13 protein-coding genes are annotated in these 16,579 nt (G+C 40.7%); 9 read left to right on the forward strand and 4 right to left on the reverse strand.

Annotation, left to right across the window (positions count from 1 at the left end):
* Positions 1–55: 55 nt before the first annotated feature.
* Both cydD and cydC read left to right on the forward strand, forming a co-directional pair.
* Positions 56–1,840, forward strand: a complete 1,785-nt coding sequence (gene cydD / locus VRUMOI_RS07225; protein WP_089139809.1) for a heme ABC transporter permease/ATP-binding protein CydD — start codon at positions 56–58, stop codon at positions 1,838–1,840.
* A complete protein-coding gene (cydC, locus tag VRUMOI_RS07230) occupies positions 1,833–3,554 on the forward strand; it encodes a heme ABC transporter ATP-binding protein/permease CydC (RefSeq protein WP_089139808.1) in 1,722 nt (573 codons plus the stop codon). The genes cydD and cydC overlap by 8 nt, the downstream gene beginning before the upstream one ends.
* A 253-nt stretch (positions 3,555–3,807) precedes the next feature.
* Here cydC and serC read toward each other — a convergent pair whose 3' ends face one another.
* Positions 3,808–4,890, reverse strand: coding sequence for a 3-phosphoserine/phosphohydroxythreonine transaminase (serC, locus tag VRUMOI_RS07235; protein WP_089139807.1), 1,083 nt, complete (start codon positions 4,888–4,890; stop codon positions 3,808–3,810).
* 188 nt (positions 4,891–5,078) lie between these two features.
* On the reverse strand, positions 5,079–6,341 hold the full coding sequence (locus VRUMOI_RS07240) for a DUF945 family protein (protein WP_089139806.1): 1,263 nt from the start codon (positions 6,339–6,341) through the stop codon (positions 5,079–5,081).
* Positions 6,342–6,714: 373 nt separating this feature from the next.
* On the opposite strand from VRUMOI_RS07240, the gene VRUMOI_RS07245 reads away from it, so the two are divergent.
* Positions 6,715–7,269 (forward strand): hypothetical protein, encoded by a 555-nt coding sequence (locus tag VRUMOI_RS07245; RefSeq protein WP_089139805.1) that lies wholly within the window; start codon positions 6,715–6,717, stop codon positions 7,267–7,269.
* A gap of 144 nt (positions 7,270–7,413) precedes the next feature.
* Here VRUMOI_RS07245 and VRUMOI_RS07250 read toward each other — a convergent pair whose 3' ends face one another.
* Positions 7,414–8,007, reverse strand: coding sequence for a TfoX/Sxy family DNA transformation protein (locus VRUMOI_RS07250; protein WP_089139804.1), 594 nt, complete (start codon positions 8,005–8,007; stop codon positions 7,414–7,416).
* 445 nt (positions 8,008–8,452) lie between these two features.
* On the opposite strand from VRUMOI_RS07250, the gene VRUMOI_RS07255 reads away from it, so the two are divergent.
* The 6 genes from VRUMOI_RS07255 (at position 8,453) to VRUMOI_RS07280 (ending at position 15,338) form a co-directional block, all read left to right on the forward strand.
* Positions 8,453–9,358: a lysine exporter LysO family protein gene (locus VRUMOI_RS07255; protein ID WP_089139803.1), complete on the forward strand. Its 906-nt coding sequence runs from the start codon at positions 8,453–8,455 to the stop codon at positions 9,356–9,358.
* Positions 9,359–9,540: 182 nt separating this feature from the next.
* Positions 9,541–10,059, forward strand: a complete 519-nt coding sequence (locus VRUMOI_RS07260; protein ID WP_089139802.1) for a hypothetical protein — start codon at positions 9,541–9,543, stop codon at positions 10,057–10,059.
* Between the two features lie 114 nt (positions 10,060–10,173).
* Entirely contained in the window at positions 10,174–11,820 is a 1,647-nt protein-coding gene (gene panP / locus VRUMOI_RS07265; RefSeq protein ID WP_089139801.1) for a pyridoxal-dependent aspartate 1-decarboxylase PanP, read from the forward strand.
* 322 nt (positions 11,821–12,142) lie between these two features.
* Positions 12,143–12,997 carry a MurR/RpiR family transcriptional regulator gene (locus VRUMOI_RS07270; protein WP_089139800.1) on the forward strand — a complete coding sequence of 285 codons (855 nt, stop codon included), beginning with the start codon at positions 12,143–12,145 and terminating at the stop codon, positions 12,995–12,997.
* A gap of 103 nt (positions 12,998–13,100) precedes the next feature.
* Entirely contained in the window at positions 13,101–13,367 is a 267-nt protein-coding gene (locus VRUMOI_RS07275; RefSeq protein ID WP_089139799.1) for a GrxA family glutaredoxin, read from the forward strand.
* A 288-nt stretch (positions 13,368–13,655) separates the two neighbouring features.
* Positions 13,656–15,338: an aspartate:alanine antiporter gene (locus VRUMOI_RS07280; RefSeq protein ID WP_089139798.1), complete on the forward strand. Its 1,683-nt coding sequence runs from the start codon at positions 13,656–13,658 to the stop codon at positions 15,336–15,338.
* A 108-nt stretch (positions 15,339–15,446) separates the two neighbouring features.
* Here VRUMOI_RS07280 and VRUMOI_RS07285 read toward each other — a convergent pair whose 3' ends face one another.
* Positions 15,447–16,472: a zinc-binding alcohol dehydrogenase family protein gene (locus tag VRUMOI_RS07285; protein WP_089139797.1), complete on the reverse strand. Its 1,026-nt coding sequence runs from the start codon at positions 16,470–16,472 to the stop codon at positions 15,447–15,449.
* Positions 16,473–16,579: the final 107 nt, after the last annotated feature.

Genomic DNA, 16,579 nt, shown 5'->3' on the forward strand with positions numbered 1-16,579 from the left:
TGTTTTTTGGATGCAATCCTGCCCTTTTTCACCCCCTGATGGGAATGAGTCTTACATGGATAAACAAGAAAGACGTCATTTAACTAAATGGCTTAAGCAGCAAGGTAAACTTGCAAAAAAATGGTTATTAATAACGATAGGATTAGGTGTACTTTCTACCTTGTTTCTACTCGGTCAAGCCGCATTCTTAGCCTCTATTCTGCATAACATCATCATAGAGCATGTCGATAAACATCAACTCGTCAGTTCCTTCATTGGTTTAGCCGTCATGATCGCAGGTCGTGCATTATGTACGTGGGGTCGTGAGATAGCAGGCTATCGCTGTGGCGAAGCAGTACGGCTTTATATTCGTCAGCAAATTTTAGATAAGCTGCGCGATCTAGGTCCTGCCTACATTAAAGGCAAGCCTGCGGGTACTTGGGCAGCATTACTGCTTGAGCAAGTTGAAGAGATGCAAGACTTCTTCTCTCGCTACTTGCCGCAAATGTCACTTGCCGTATTCATCCCGTTTTTGATCTTAGTGGTGGTATTTCCAACCAACTGGGCGGCAGGTTTGATTTTCCTTATCACTGCCCCATTGGTGCCATTGTTCATGGCATTAGTGGGCATGAAAGCAGCCGATGCCAATAAAAAGAACTTTAAAGCATTACAACGCTTATCTGGTCATTTTTATGATCGCTTGCAATCGATGACAACCATTCGTTTATTCCATCGCGCAGAAGCGGAAACTGAATTATTACGCGGCGCTTCAGAAGTACTGCGTAAAAGCACAATGGATGTTTTACGCATTGCCTTTTTATCTTCGGCAGTTCTTGAATTCTTTACTTCGATTTCTATTGCGATTACTGCGGTGTATTTTGGCTTTAGCTACATTGGCGAGCTTAACTTTGGCTACTACGGCGCAGGTATTACCTTATTTACCGGGTTATTCGTTCTCGTATTAGAGCCAGAGTTTTACCAACCGTTACGAGACTTAGGTACGTTTTACCATGCCAAAGCTCAAGCTCTCGGCGCGGCGGAAAGTATTGTTGAATTTTTAGAAGCGGATGTTGAAGCGGCAAAATCAGGTACGACACCTTTAACGACCCCAGAAACCATTGTGATTACCGCCCATGATTTAGAAGTGTATAGCCCAGAGAAAACCAAACTGGTTGGTCCTATTTCTTTCACTTTAGATGCCAATCAAACTACAGCGTTAGTTGGCCCAAGTGGCGCAGGTAAAACCAGTTTAATCAATGCGATTCTAGGCTTTTTACCCTATTCCGGTTCTTTGCAGATCAATGGCATTGAAGTGAAGGAACTCGACTTAAAACAATGGCGCAGCAATATCAGTTGGGTTGGTCAAAACCCACTACTGGTCAACGGCAGCATTTATGACAACGTAGTCCTTGGACAACAAAACATTTCTCAAGAAGAAGTCACCAAAGCATTACAAGATGCCTTTGCTGATGAGTTTGTACAAAGCCATGGTTTGGATTATCACATTAGCGATCGTTCAGGTGGCCTTTCTGTTGGACAAGCCCAGCGTTTAGCACTCGCTCGTGCCATGCTGCAAAATGGTCAGTTCTGGCTTTTAGATGAACCCACTGCCAGTTTAGATGCACACAGTGAAAAGTTAGTCGCGAAAGCATTAGCGGATAATACCATTGGCAAAACCACATTGATGGTGACTCACCAATTAGATCACTTAAAGCAAGTTGAAAATATCTTAGTGATGAATGCCGGCCAAATTGTTCAATCAGGGCAATATGATGCCATTAAAGATTCAGGTTTATTTGCTCAAATGTTGTCTTCAAAAGTTGAAATCGACAACGAGAATAAGGGGAATTTAGATGCGTGAGTTAGCACCTTATCTCAAACTGTATAAAAAGCATTGGTTTAGCCTATCACTGGGGATGTTCCTCGCTTTTGCAACACTCGTCACCTCAATAGGCTTATTAACACTTTCGGGTTGGTTTCTTTCTGCTGCCGCGGTAGCCGGTTTAACCATCGCACGTGAAACCTTCAACTACATGCTCCCTGGTGGTGGTGTTCGTGGTTTTGCTATGGCGAGAACCGCAGGACGTTGGGGAGAGCGTGTAGTCAGCCATGATGCAACATTCAAATTATTAGCCGACCTACGCATCTTCTTCTTTAAAAAATTAACACCGCTGATCCCTGGGCGTTTATCAAAACTGCGTGATGCGGATCTACTCAACCGTCTTGTGGCGGATGTCGATGCGATGGATCACGTGTATTTGCGTTTAGTGAGCCCAATTATTGTCGGTGTTTTTGGTATTGCTTCCTTAACCATTTTCATTGCTTGGTTTGATTTAGCCATAGGTTTAACACTTGGGGCGATTCTACTGACCTTATTATTGTTGTGGCCGATCATTTTCTACAAACTAGGCAAGCACAATGGTGAAACGCTAACCCAAAATAAAGCGAAACTACGTATTGCGACCCTAGATTGGGTACAAGGCCACAGTGAGTTAGTGCTATTTGGTGCAGAACCTAAATACCGTGAAGCCATCAGTACGCATCAAGACTCACTGATTCAAAATCAATTTAAAAACGCTCACTACACGGGTTTGGCAAGCGCCCTACTTCTATTGGCAAATGGTTGGAGCCTAGTGCTTATCATTTGGATGGCAGCTGACGGTATAAATGGTCAACCTCCGGGCCCTATGGTCGCGATGATGGCCTTTGCAACCATGGCCAGTTTTGAACTGTTAATGCCAATTGCAGGCGCCTTCCAATACTTAGGGCAAACCTTAGAATCCGCGCGCAGACTGAATGAAGTGCTGTCAGCGACACCCGATGTTGTATTTACGGAATCTGGTACAGAGACCAGCCAAAATTATGATATTCAACTAAGTAATGTGAATTATCGTTACCATGGCAGTGATCACGACGCACTTAAATCAGTGTCGCTAAATTTAAACGCGGGTCAGAAACTGGCCATTGTTGGCCAAACGGGCTCAGGGAAATCCACCCTATTGCAATTACTCACTCGACAGTTTGATGTCACTTCTGGTGAATTACGACTTGGTGGCAGTTCTATCGATCAATGGACAGAAAAAGGCTTACGACAAAGCATTTCAGTCGTCAGTCAACGTGTTGATATCCTTAACGGTACATTGAAAGACAACTTACAACTGGCGAAACCTGATGCTTCTGATGAAGAAATGAAGCAAATTTTAGCAGAGGTAGGTCTTGCTCACCTTAATGAGAACATGGGTTTAGATGCTTGGCTAGGTGATGGTGGTCGTCAGTTATCCGGTGGTGAAAAACGTCGTATTGGTATCGCACGTGCAGTACTACACGACGCTCCAATTATGCTGTTAGATGAGCCAACCGAAGGCTTAGACAAACAAACTGAAAACCAAATCATGCAACTATTAAGCAAACATACCATCGATAAAACCGTGGTATTTGTTACCCATCGCTTAGTTGGTTTAGAAAAAATGGATATGATTTGTCTGATGGAACAAGGCGAGATTGTAGAACAAGGCAACCATAGTGAACTACTGGCACAAAATGGCTTGTATCATCGTTTACACCAACGTCTATAAATAGACGAGCAACATAACCATACAAACAAAACCGCCAAGCTGAATACAACTTGGCGGTTTTATACCCAAGTGACTTCAAGATGCAGAATTCAGAGCTATCATCCAAACCTTTAGGCAAGGAAGATTGGCGAAGGTATGTAGGCACCTTTCAAACCAATCTGACGCGGCCTTCCTCTTATAAAAAAGAGGAGGTTTGAATGAAGCTCCCGGAGGGCAAGTTACTTGGGTATATTATTGGTAAATCAATCTAGCGCTATTTATTTTCAGCTTCAAATTCCTTCATGAAATCAACCAAAGCTTGCACACCTTCTAATGGCATTGCGTTGTAAATAGACGCTCGCATACCACCTACCGCTCTATGCCCTTTCAATGCTTGTAATCCACGCGCTTCTGCTTGCTCAAGGAATAATCCATCTAGCTCAGGTTTCGCCAATTGAAATGGCACGTTCATTAACGAACGGTTATTGGCATGGACATTGTTACGATAAAAATCAGACTCATCAATGCACTGATACAATAACGCAGCCTTCTCGCGGTTCACTTTTTCCATCGCCGCAACACCGCCGTTAGCTTTCAACCACTTAAACACTAGCCCAGATAAATACCAAGCATACGTCGGTGGCGTATTAAACATCGATTCTTTTTCAAACAGTACTTTGTAATTAAGAATGCTTGGTAATTCATTACATGCAAGATCCAACAAATCATCACGTACAATCACAATGCACAAACCAGCGGGGCCAATGTTCTTTTGAGCACCCGCATAGATTACGCCATATTTAGACACATCAATTTCACGCGATAAAATCGTCGAAGACATATCGGCAACAATTGGCTTATCCGTATTTGGCAAATCATTAATTTCAATCCCATCAATGGTTTCATTCGGACAAAAATGGACATAAGCGGCTTGCTCTGAAATTGGCCAATCTGAGGCTGGAATAATCGCAGTTTTACCGTCAATTTCGGTCATCGCCTTGATCACATTTGGCTGACAATACTTTTGAGCTTCATCAACCGCACTTGCAGCCCAATACCCACCATCGATGTAATCTGCCGTTGTCGCCTCTCCCAGTAAGTTCATTGGAATAGCGGCAAACTGAGCGCGTGCACCACCTTGGCAGAAAAGGACTTTATAGTTATCAGGAATAGAAAGTAAATCACGCAGATCTTGTTCTGCATCCGCAGCAACTTTCAAAAAAGGTTTACTACGATGACTGATTTCCATAACGGATGTGCCTAAACCATTCCAATCTAAAAACTCTTTTTGAGCTTGTTGCATAACGGCTTTAGGAAGGCTTGCTGGGCCAGCACTGAAGTTATAGATAGGTTCCATGATGAATTTTGCTCCTGCGTAAATGACGAATAAATAAGGTGAAGAAATTACCTACAGTAATACCATTTTTTACCGAATTGAGAAAAGCCATTTTTCTTCAAACATAAAAAAAGAGGCCATATTGGCCCCTTTAATTCCGAAACACCTATTTCATCGATAAAAAACAGGTGCAAATCTCGCGATGTCACTTACAAAAACAGCGGCGCAAGTACAACAAATAGTGGAAGAGTTTTACCACCTTTAAACTCAATATTACCGCCTTTAATGTCACCATTAATATGATAACCATCCGCTTGTTTTTCCATGATGCCTTGCTGAATTAAATCATCTAGGCCCGATTGAATAAATGGAAATTTGGTCACCATTTCATTTGAAATAAAGGCATTTGCACCACCGTCAATCGACGAAATGATTTTCATCGGATTCTTAGTGATCTTGTTATCACCTTTAGGGAAATTTAATACCCAATCACTATTAAACTTACCTTCACCAATCGACGCTTTCATTTCATTAAGAGAAATACTAAAGCCTTTCTCAAATAATGTATCCACCGAGCCCATCAGTGTTTTGATGTCTTCATTATTTAAAGCTTGGCCTTTATCTTGGTACACACTTAAGAATTGAGAAAAAGCCTGCATATCCAGATTGCTAAATGACGCCTCAACACCTAAATCAGTTAAAGTATCATTCGCCAAATCCACACTATCAACCGACACTTTATGATGGCTAGTAAAAGTGGTTGCCGATGCATTTTCTTCAGTACTAAATTCATACTCAAACTGATGAACATCAACAATGCTTTCACCTTGAGCATCAATCAGATTGGTGCCACCTAGAGACATTTTTTGACTACCTAACCAAAAACCATCTTTTTTCTGCCCATCACCTGAACCACTGATGGAGTCAACAATTAATGATTCGCCATTACTAAAGTGACCATTAAAACCGTCGAGTGTATAGTCAAATTTCACTTGGCCATCACGATTAATATCCGCATTCAGTTTCGCTGGAGAAAACTCAAGTTGAGAGCTCGCATCATTCGCAAAATTAAAGGCCATCTTTTTACTGGTTACATCAAGTGAAGTGGAACCAGTAAGGTAAGTAACAGAATGGATATCGACTGGTAACGCAGCGTAATCATCCGCTTTCGTGTCTGTAGAAATACTCACTAAACCATGACTAATATAATGATTAAGTGAAAACTCTGTTGGTAAGCCATCCAGTTCTAGTTGTTGCTTTAATGCTGGGTCGACCACCGTAACTTTCGTTTGAGCCGTTGAACTTAAGTAGCCTCGCTCATAACTCACAAGCTCAACACTGACTTCTTTTTTATCTAATTTGCTTACCGTCTCTTGAATCGTTGTTTGTGCAAATTGCCCAACAGCTAACGGCCAACACGCCGCCAATAAAACCGCACCACCAATGGCAGCGAACTTCTTTACATTATTCATTTTAATCCTTGGCAAATAAAAGACAGTCTATCGCAAATTCATTTTCTATGTCATTCAAAAACAAGCTAGATAGCATTCACAGCTTATTATTTTATGATTAATAATCTCCATTAATACTTAAGGCCATTATATTTGCCTGAATTTTACATTAACTCTCTCTTTGTCAATTTACATCTGTCGCTGCTTCTGACAAAATCGGTGCCATACAGCAAAACAAACCTAAGTAACATGCGGTTACTGCCTAGCTTAAAGAATATAAGCTTTCTCCTATTTCGAGATAGCGATGCTTTCACTATCAAGTCTGGGGCAGTTACTACTTGTATACACATTAATTTGCTACTTTCACGATTGAATAAGAAAAGGGTTTTCTTTCATGCGCAAGTCACTGATTCTTTCTGGGCTACTACTGGTGTCTGGTACTACTTTTGCCGCAAGCGATACTAGCTCTGCAAACATGAGCAACTTTAATTACGATTACATCGACGCTCGAATTGGCTTTAGTCCAATGACTTTTGGTTCTGAAATCAGCAAGTCAATTCACCCTAATGCACACGCCATTGCATCTATAGATTCAGAGTTTGATAGTGATTATGACCTTTCTGCAGGTTTAGGATTTCACGCCCCAGTCAATAACTGGGCTGATATTACTGGTGAAATGTTATTTAAATTGGTTGATGACCGACACAAGTTCGATAATGATCCAGGTATGGAAGTCAACCTAGGTGTAAGACAATGGCTTGGACCACAATTTGAAATTGGCGGTCAAGTGGGTTACTACAAGATCAACAACCATGCTGATACCGATGACGTTTACGGTTCTATCTCAGGTCGCTTCCATGCAACTGAACTCTTTTCTATTGGGTTAGAAGGTAAGCTAAATTATATTTATGGCGATCAAGTGATGGTCACCGCTCGCTTTAATTACTAATTAAAAGTGAACTACAGATAACGACAATCGTCGAATACTTTCGTAGCTAACGGCATATAGAGTAAGTATCAAATTAAAAAGCCTCGCACAAATTGCGAGGCTTTCGACTATTTACACGCTTCTATTAAGGTAATAATAGAGGATTTAGTGGTGCACACTGGATAAAAGTTGTTGCTTTCTAGGCTCTTGAATAAGTTTCCAATGACAACCGTCTACTGCACCGGCAAATTTCCATAACAGTCGTATATCGACATCTCCACCATAGGTTTCTTTTACTTTCATAAAGACATCTTCTGGTCCCATTTGCAAAAATGTATCGACATCTGGCACGCCTGACTTTTTTACCATTCTCTCAAGCGTTAATTGCATATTAGGTAAGTCACGTAGTCTGCGACTATCCGCTGACTTTTGAAATGCCCTTTCTTGCTTTGAGTACTCAATCGATAATTGAATAATGTTATCAAGCGAGCTATCACCTTCTGTATAAAGCTTTGTGATATCAAAGTAATTAACGGTTGCAACGGTTTGTTTTTTTACGTGCTTATATCTTTTACAACCCTTTTCTCCTAAGGTTGTATCAAGACTACCACCACCACGAATAAAAATAGTGCCATTAGAAAGCAACGCGTACATTGCATCCTCGCTGAATAACCCAATACCTCCAAACATTGAACGTTTTTGAAACGAGCCAAATTTAGCTACATATTCAAAAAATGAACGCTCCATATTACTGCCCATTGTGTAACCTCCGTACTTATGTTTAATCCCCCGATCAAGACACAAGCGTCATTAAATGACATATTATTATAACTTCCATATTTTTTTGCGAGCAGGCTTAAAAACATCGACGCCATCAATCCTGTTTTTATGAACACGCTCTAATATAAATCATACTTCATGATAAAAATTAAGTAAGTGCACAGCTCACACCTAGCTGTGAAAACCCGATAAAAAATGAGACATTACTCGCATTCCATTTTTCTTCATGTCATGAAAATGTAATGTTAAATTCAAAAAATATATATCACCATAATAACCATGCGGATTACAGAATAAGCAGAAAACTTAATTTCACAGGAAAAATAAAGTGCAACATCTCTTAAGTAGATGATTTTCACTCTCAAAATCATTAGTATAGGCCGCAACTTGCTTTCGATTTTCCCCCATTTTATTCGAGGTGTTTATGTATTCAGGCGTATTTATGATTTTCTTGCCGTTAGTGGTGGGTTATTTCATCGCCATCAAAAATGAGTCTTTGCACCATAGGATCAATAAATCCGTTTCATACCTCATCTATGTCATTCTCTTTTTTATGGGGTTAAGCCTCTCTGCTTTAGATAACCTTGGCAGTAACTTACAAACGATCGCGCTTTTCACATTCACTTTTTTCGTGGCTATAGGAACTTGTAACCTTGCCGCTTTACCCTTCATTGACCGGTGGATGCCAATTGAAGCCTACTCAAAAGCCGCACCTTTACCGATCTATATGATGGCATTAGAATCAGCGAAATTAATTTTAGTCGTCGGTGCAGGTTTATTATTAGGCTTAATTCTTCCGTTTAAAGTGCCTTATATCAGCCAAACCAGTGAAGGTATTTTATTGCTTTTACTCTTCTTCATTGGCATTCAATTAAGAAATAGTGGATTAACACTTAAACAAATTATTTTAAATAAGCGCGGAATGATCATCGCTTGTATCATCGTTGTCACCTCATGGCTCGGTGGGGTGATCTCCGCTTATATCTTAGATATCCCGCTCACCAATGGGCTGGCAATGGCCTCCGGATTTGGTTGGTATTCTTTAGCCGGTATTTTGATGGGCGATGCTTACGGCCCTGTTTATGGCGGAGCTTCTTTTATGTTGGAATTGTTGCGAGAACTCGTTGCGTTAATCACAATTCCAATGTTTATCCGTCGCTACCCTTGTACCACGATTGGTTATGCTGGTGCGACAGCAATGGATTTCACATTACCCGTCATTCAAAGCACTGGAGGGGTAAAATGTGTTCCAATAGCGATTGTGAGCGGCTTTATACTCAGTTTATTAGTCCCCATTTTGATGCTATTTTTTATCTCTCTAGGAGCTTAATTGCCTATTTAATATCGCCACCTAGGTACCATCGCGATGCTGAATCAAGGGGCGCGATAAAGTTACGAATAGTGACAGAAGGCACTGACTGAAAAGCAAGCCAACGCTATAATTAAAACAGTGTAATACCAATGCTCGTGATAACTAAGATTGGTATCAATGCCTTACTCTAGGAAATGAAAATGAAAAAACCTGCTATCGCCCTTTTATTATTATCTTTAAGCAGTTCTGCGTTTGCTACAGCAAATGATCTTCAATGCTTAACGAATAAATACGATGCTTACATTGATGCCTCTTTAACCTGGTATCAAGATCTGGTTACTATCACGACAAAATCTAACCCAGACTTAAAAGAAGTCGGCGATTGGTTTTTACAAGGTAGAACTCACCATTTTGAATTAAATCGTGCCGCCGTCGATTATTACTTAACCTCTTCTCCTGAAAAAGTCGCAATTGATGAACAAGTCGAATCTTGGCTGAAATTATCTCAAGCGGATGTTAAAACTTTATCACAACGTGATGATGAGCTAGGCAAAATAGCCAAAACGACGTTTGATGATCGTCAATCGCCGCCAAATGATAAAAACTATGAACTTCGCTCTGCTTTTGCTGATCTACTAAGCCATCCAAGTAATATCAAACCAGCCTTAGATAAATATAATCAATCGGTCGCAAAAACTAACGCAATGAAATGCCAGTAAATAACGACACAACTCACCTAACCTACCTCCATTTGAGCGAGACTTTATTGATTAATTCATATAAATTATTTCGCTCAAATGAACCGTTATAGACGCTATGGAAGAAAAGCTGTTATGGGATTTAACGACAAAATTGTAGATGTCAATTTTGAAAGCTTGTTACGCATATTTACCGTACCAGAAGCGCCCGATTCAACATTGGGCAACATTGAACAAAAGCTATCTCAAAATCTAAACGAATTTTTACGAGAACATATTGTCGCGGAAGAAAAACCCTTATCAGAAATTGAAAAAGACTTTTCTAATGCTGCCATTCCAGAATCGCCAACGTTTGTTTCCGAACACACACAACACCTTCTGGATACGCTAGTGTCGCACTCGGTACATACCTCTGCACCAAGTTTTATCGGCCATATGACCTCCGCATTACCTTACTTTTTAATGCCGTTATCTAAGATCATGATTGCCCTTAATCAGAACTTGGTCAAAATTGAAACCTCTAAAGCATTTACGCCATTAGAGCGTCAGGTTCTCGGTATGCTACATCGCTTGATCTATGGGCAATCTGAAACCTTTTACCAACAATGGATGCACAGTGCTGAACATTCACTTGGTGCATTTTGCTCTGGCGGTACGATTGCCAACATTACGGCATTATGGGTAGCACGAAACAACGCATTGAAAGCCGACGGTAATTTTCAAGGGGTCGAAAAAGAAGGCTTGTTCAATGCGATGATGCATTATGGCTATCAAGGCATGGCTATTCTCGTGTCAGAACGAGGCCACTATTCTCTAAAAAAAGCGGCCGATGTACTCGGCATTGGGCGGTCAAACTTAGTGCCAGTTAAAACAGATGAAAATAATCGTATTTGCCCTAATGCCCTTGAAGACACCATCAAACAATTAAAATCTAAAAATATTAAGCCCTTCGCCATTATTGGCGTGGCGGGTACTACCGAAACCGGCAACATTGACCCATTAGATATCATCGCTGATATCGCACAGCGTGAAGGTTGCCACTTCCATGTTGACGCTGCTTGGGGCGGCGCCACACTCATGTCGAATAATTATCGCTCATTGTTGAAAGGTATCGAACGTGCTGATTCAGTCACAATTGATGCGCATAAACAACTTTATATCCCAATGGGCGCAGGCATGGTGTTATTTAAAGATCCTACGGCGATGAAAGCGGTTGAACACCACGCAGAATATATATTACGAAAAGGGTCAAAAGATCTCGGCTCACACACTTTGGAAGGTTCTCGCTCAGGTATGGCAATGCTAGTGTATTCAAGCATGCATATTATCAGCCGCCCGGGCTATGAATTATTGATCGATCAAAGCATCAACAAAGCGCGTTACTTTGCCGACTTAATTAAACGACAGGCCGACTTTGAACTCATTTCTGAACCTGAACTTTGCCTACTCACTTATCGGTACGTACCAGAAAAAACAAAACAAGCCTTGAAGGTAGCTACATTCGAAGAGCGCCAACAACTTCATCAATGGTTAAACGAGCTCACTCAGTTTGTGCAGAAAAAACAACGGGAAAATGGGCTTTCTTTTGTATCACGAACTCGCTTAACCCCTGTTCAGTGGGATCGTATGGAAACTAACGTCTTCCGAGTCGTACTGGCCAATCCACTGACGAGCCATGATATTCTGCATTCGGTTATCGAAGAACAACGTCAGATTGCCCAGACCAGCCAACTAGTACTGCCTAAAATTGAGTCTCTGACTAAAGCCATTTTACAGCGATAACAGTTGCCATGTTTTCTCTCCCCACTGTCATGAGTCGCCTGGGGAGAAATTTCTGTAAATTTATTTCTTTGATTAGAAAAAAAATAACGGACTTAATTCGTATTAGTGTGAAAACAGAGGTATTTACTTACAAAACTGTAATTAAATTTGAACTTTGTCATGTTCTCATCATAAAAATGCCTTTCAAATACTCGAATACACTGCCAGCATGGTTATACTCTAAATGTACTCAAGGACTCGAGTATGTATTAGTGCAGTGATTGCCCTCTTTATACACACGTAATCAAATCAGGCTTTGAGTCTTAGCATTTTCGAGAGCAGTATGAATACATTAGAAAAAATCCAAAAAAACCTCGATATTTTCAGTAAATCAGAACGAAAAGTCGCAGAAGTCATCATCGAAGCCCCACAAACGGCAATTCATTCTAGTATCGCCACCTTAGCTAAAATTGCCGATGTAAGCGAACCAACGGTTAACCGTTTTTGCCGCCGTTTAGATACGAAAGGCTTCCCAGATTTTAAACTTCATTTAGCACAAAGCTTGGCTAATGGAACACCTTACGTAAATCGAAATGTTGAAGAGTCTGACGGGCCGGATGCCTACACCCATAAGATTTTCGAATCCACGATGGCTTGTCTTGATGTGGCAAAAAACAGTATTGACCCTTTTCAAATCAATCGCGCAGTAGATTTACTTACTCAGGCAAAAAGAATCTCCTTTTTTGGTTTAGGGGCTTCATCAGCCGTTGCAAAAGATGCGCAGAATAAATTCATTCGCTTCAATATCCCTATCATGAATTTCGACGATATTGTGATGCAAAAAATGAGTTGTATTAACTCAACAGAAAATGATGTCGTGGTTCTCATTTCTCACACTGGCCGTACTAAAAGCCAAGTAGAAATTGCTCATCTTGCCAGAGAAAATGGCGCAACTGTGATTGCTATTACCGCGAAAGACTCACCACTAGAGCAAGCCAGTGATCTTGCTATCTCCCTTGATGTACCAGAAGATACCGATGTTTATATGCCTATGGCCAGTCGTGTCGTGCAAATGGTTGTTATTGATGTTCTTGCGACCGGTTTTACTTTACGCCGTGGTTCAGGCTTTCGAGAAAACTTAAAACGAGTAAAAGATGTACTAAAAGGTTCTCGTTACGATAAAACGAGCCCGTTTTAGGCCCATCAAACATACTTAATTACTTTTAACTATTAATCTCAACTTTAAAAACAGATTATCTTGAGGCATAGTGAACAACATAACGAATGGAAGGAGATAAACCATGTTTGTAGTAATTTTTGGTCGTCCTGCTTGCCCGTTTTGTGTTCGAGCAAAAGAGCTTGCGGAAAAATTGAAAGAAGAGCGTGATGACTTCAATTATCGCTATGTTGATATCCATGCAGAAGGTATCAGCAAAGCAGATTTAGAAAAAACCGTCGGTAAACCCGTTGAAACTGTTCCTCAAATTTTTGTAGACCAAGACCATGTTGGTGGCTTTACAGAGTTTGAAGCCTATGCAAAAGCGAACCTAGGTTTATACAACGAATAAAGTGCTTTTGATTGCACACTCTAATTTCCTCAACGACCAGTATTCTGGTCGTTTTTGTTTTTTCCAGCACAAAAAAGATCATTTTATTAACCCGCATCTAACAGAACGAAAATTAATCTAAATTTTTCATTTTTACTCTTATTAATTCATCATTTATCCGATACACTTCGCAACTAATTGATGCTTGTTATTCGATAAACTTAGTCAATTGAAAATACGATATTATTTGTGACTTTGCGGATAATTACCCTATCCTTTGTTGTACTTTGATTTCACTTGAGAAAAATTGTGAATATAGACGTCGCTTCACTGTTAAACCAAAACCCTATCCTGCTTTTATTTGTTGTATTAGCCCTGGGATTATCTATTGGTAAAATCCGCTTCGGTAACTTTCAGCTTGGTAACTCCATTGGCGTACTGCTGACCGCTCTCTTCATGGGTAATCTCGGTTTTGTTTTTAATGCCGAAGCACTCACCATTGGCTTTATGCTCTTCATCTATTGTGTGGGTATTGAAGCAGGCCCTAACTTTTTCGGCATATTTTTCCGTGATGGTAAACACTACTTCTTCTTAAGCTTAATTGTTATTGTCACTGCGACCACACTGACTTATGGGTTAGGTCATATCTTAGGGTTAGATTTTGGTCTAACCGCCGGTATCATGGCAGGTTCCATGACCTCCACACCGATTCTTGTTGGCGCTCAAGATGCCCTTAATTCTGGCCTAGGCACGATCCCCGAAAGCATGCAGCTTTCTACCGTATTAGATAATTTATCTGTCGGTTATGCCCTCTCTTATTTAGTTGGCTTAACCAGTATGATCATGTTTGCTAAGCTACTACCAAAACTCCAAAAAGAAAATCTCAGTGATTCGGCACAACGCATTGCCCAAGAACGAGGCCTTGGTGGTGCAGGTCAACGAAAAGTTTATTTACCGATTATCCGTGCTTACCGTGTTGGCCAAGAACTGATTGATTGGACGGGCGGTAAAAACCTACGTGAGCTTGGTATCTATCGTCAAACCGGCTGCTATATTGAACGCATTCGCCGTAATGGCATATTGGCCCATCCTGATGGGGATGCAATATTGCAATTAGGTGATGAAATTGCACTTGTTGGCTACCCAGATAGCCATGCAAGGCTAGATCCAAGTTTCCGAAATGGTAAAGAAGTCTTTGACCGTAACCTACTCGACTTACGTATTGCTGAAGAAGAAATCGTGGTGAAAAGTGACAGTATTGCAGGGAAGAAACTCTCCGATCTTAATATTGCAGAATACGGCTGTTTCTTGAACCGAGTAGTTAGAGCTCAGATTGAAATGCCAATGGACTTAAATATCGTACTTGCGAAAGGTGATATTTTACAAGTCAGTGGCGAGAAAAGTCGCGTACTAGGTTTAGCAGAGCGAATTGGTTTCATCTCAATCCATAGTCAAATTGCAGACTTACTTGCCTTCTGTAGCTTTTTCATCATTGGTTTAGTCTTTGGTCTTATCACAATGACGTTTGGCCAAGTAACTTTCGGGCTAGGTAATGCAGTTGGCCTACTTATTTCAGGTATTACACTCGGTTATTTAAGAGCGAACCACCCAACCTTTGGCTATGTTCCTCAAGGCGCCTTAAACATGGTGAAAGATCTAGGCCTAATGGTATTCATGGTCGGAATTGGCTTAAGCGCAGGTTCTAATATGCTGGAATATTTAAGCCAAGTCGGTCTAAAAATTGTCGGTGTCAGCTTCATTATTAGTGTTCTACCAGTTGTTGTCGCTTATTTATTTGGTGCCTATGTATTGAAGATGAACCGAGCATTATTATTTGGTGCCATCATTGGTGCTCGTACTTGCGCACCAGCAATGGATATTGTTAACGATTATGCTAAATCGACCATTCCTGCGCTTGGTTACGCGGGAACCTATGCGATAGCCAATATCTTGATGACTCTCGCGGGTACTTTTATCATCATACTCAGTTAACCTAATCACACAAATAACCCTATAAACCGCCATCGTGCTTCAACAATGGCGGTTTTTTATTGTCACACACCATATACATATCAATATAAGTGCGCGTATCCCAAGCAATTAGTATTTAATAGCAATTTTTCCAATCGATGCGCTGCTTTCAATACGCTGGTGTGCATCTTTCAGTGTTTCTACATTAAAGCCATTTAAGGTTGTCGTTAATGTGGATTGGATACGACCAGCATCAATCAAGTTCGCTACTTGAAATAATATGCTTTGCTGCTTTTGGATATCGTCAGTATTGAAGAGTGAGCGTGTAAACATCAGCTCCCAAATAAAACCAGCTGACTTGCCTTGTAATGCAGACAGATCCACTCCACCATCAAACTCAACAATCGAACAAATCATACCTTGGGGAGCAATCAACTCTACCATCGAATCCCAATGTCCTTTTGTATCCGCGACATTGAAGATGTAATCAACATGTTGAATACTTTGATCCCGTACCGACTTTATAAGGCTACGATGATTAACCACGTAGTCTGCACCCATTTTTTTTACCCACTGTTCAGTTTCTGGTCGAGAAGCAGTGGCAATAACGGTGAGGTTAGTCAATTGCTTCGCTAATTGAATTGCTATTGAACCAACACCACCAGCGCCACCAATAATTAGGATAGATTTTTTCTCGTCTGGACGAACACGCAAACGTTCAAATAGAGCTTCCCAAGCAGTAAGAGTGGCAAGCGGCATAACAGCAGCTGCTTCATCAGAAAGGCTCGTTGGTGCGTGAGAAGCAATACGAAAATCGACTACTTGAAACTCAGCATTCGCCCCCATACGTGTTACATCACCAGCGTAATAAATACGATCGCCGACTTCAAAACCTTCAACATTATGACCTTTTTTAACCACCTCTCCTACCGCGTCATAACCGAGTACTTTAGGCTTCTCAAGCGTTTTATCTTTTGCGTTACGAATACGAATTTTAGCATCTGCAGGATTTATCGACGTCGCATTCACTTTTACAAGTAAATCGTTGTCTTTTAGCTCTGGAAGAGTGGTCTCAAATTCAAATAGACTGTCTTCCTCAGTAATAACGAGTGACTGGGTAAAGCCAATCGCTTTCATTTTTGATGGTGCTAACATAGGTTTTTCTCCTTAAATTAAATCCATTTATTTTGGTGAATGCATACTTCAGATAAATCATTTAATTTTTTAAATAATAAATTTTAGATAATGATATTCACTCTACA

It is taken from the genome of Vibrio rumoiensis (assembly GCF_002218045.2).
Classification (GTDB): Bacteria; Pseudomonadota; Gammaproteobacteria; order Enterobacterales; family Vibrionaceae; genus Vibrio; species Vibrio rumoiensis.

Excerpts from the sequence above, each read along its gene's own strand:
- cydD (WP_089139809.1), top strand. The coding sequence starts at position 56 with ATGGATAAACAAGAAAGACGTCATTTAACTAAATGGCTTAAGCAGCAA.
- cydC (WP_089139808.1), top strand. The coding sequence starts at position 1,833 with ATGCGTGAGTTAGCACCTTATCTCAAACTGTATAAAAAGCATTGGTTT.
- serC (WP_089139807.1), bottom strand. The coding sequence starts at position 4,890 with ATGGAACCTATCTATAACTTCAGTGCTGGCCCAGCAAGCCTTCCTAAA.
- VRUMOI_RS07240 (WP_089139806.1), bottom strand. The coding sequence starts at position 6,341 with ATGAATAATGTAAAGAAGTTCGCTGCCATTGGTGGTGCGGTTTTATTG.
- VRUMOI_RS07245 (WP_089139805.1), top strand. The coding sequence starts at position 6,715 with ATGCGCAAGTCACTGATTCTTTCTGGGCTACTACTGGTGTCTGGTACT.
- VRUMOI_RS07250 (WP_089139804.1), bottom strand. The coding sequence starts at position 8,007 with ATGGGCAGTAATATGGAGCGTTCATTTTTTGAATATGTAGCTAAATTT.
- VRUMOI_RS07255 (WP_089139803.1), top strand. The coding sequence starts at position 8,453 with ATGTATTCAGGCGTATTTATGATTTTCTTGCCGTTAGTGGTGGGTTAT.
- VRUMOI_RS07260 (WP_089139802.1), top strand. The coding sequence starts at position 9,541 with ATGAAAAAACCTGCTATCGCCCTTTTATTATTATCTTTAAGCAGTTCT.
- panP (WP_089139801.1), top strand. The coding sequence starts at position 10,174 with ATGGGATTTAACGACAAAATTGTAGATGTCAATTTTGAAAGCTTGTTA.
- VRUMOI_RS07270 (WP_089139800.1), top strand. The coding sequence starts at position 12,143 with ATGAATACATTAGAAAAAATCCAAAAAAACCTCGATATTTTCAGTAAA.
- VRUMOI_RS07275 (WP_089139799.1), top strand. The coding sequence starts at position 13,101 with ATGTTTGTAGTAATTTTTGGTCGTCCTGCTTGCCCGTTTTGTGTTCGA.
- VRUMOI_RS07285 (WP_089139797.1), bottom strand. The coding sequence starts at position 16,472 with ATGTTAGCACCATCAAAAATGAAAGCGATTGGCTTTACCCAGTCACTC.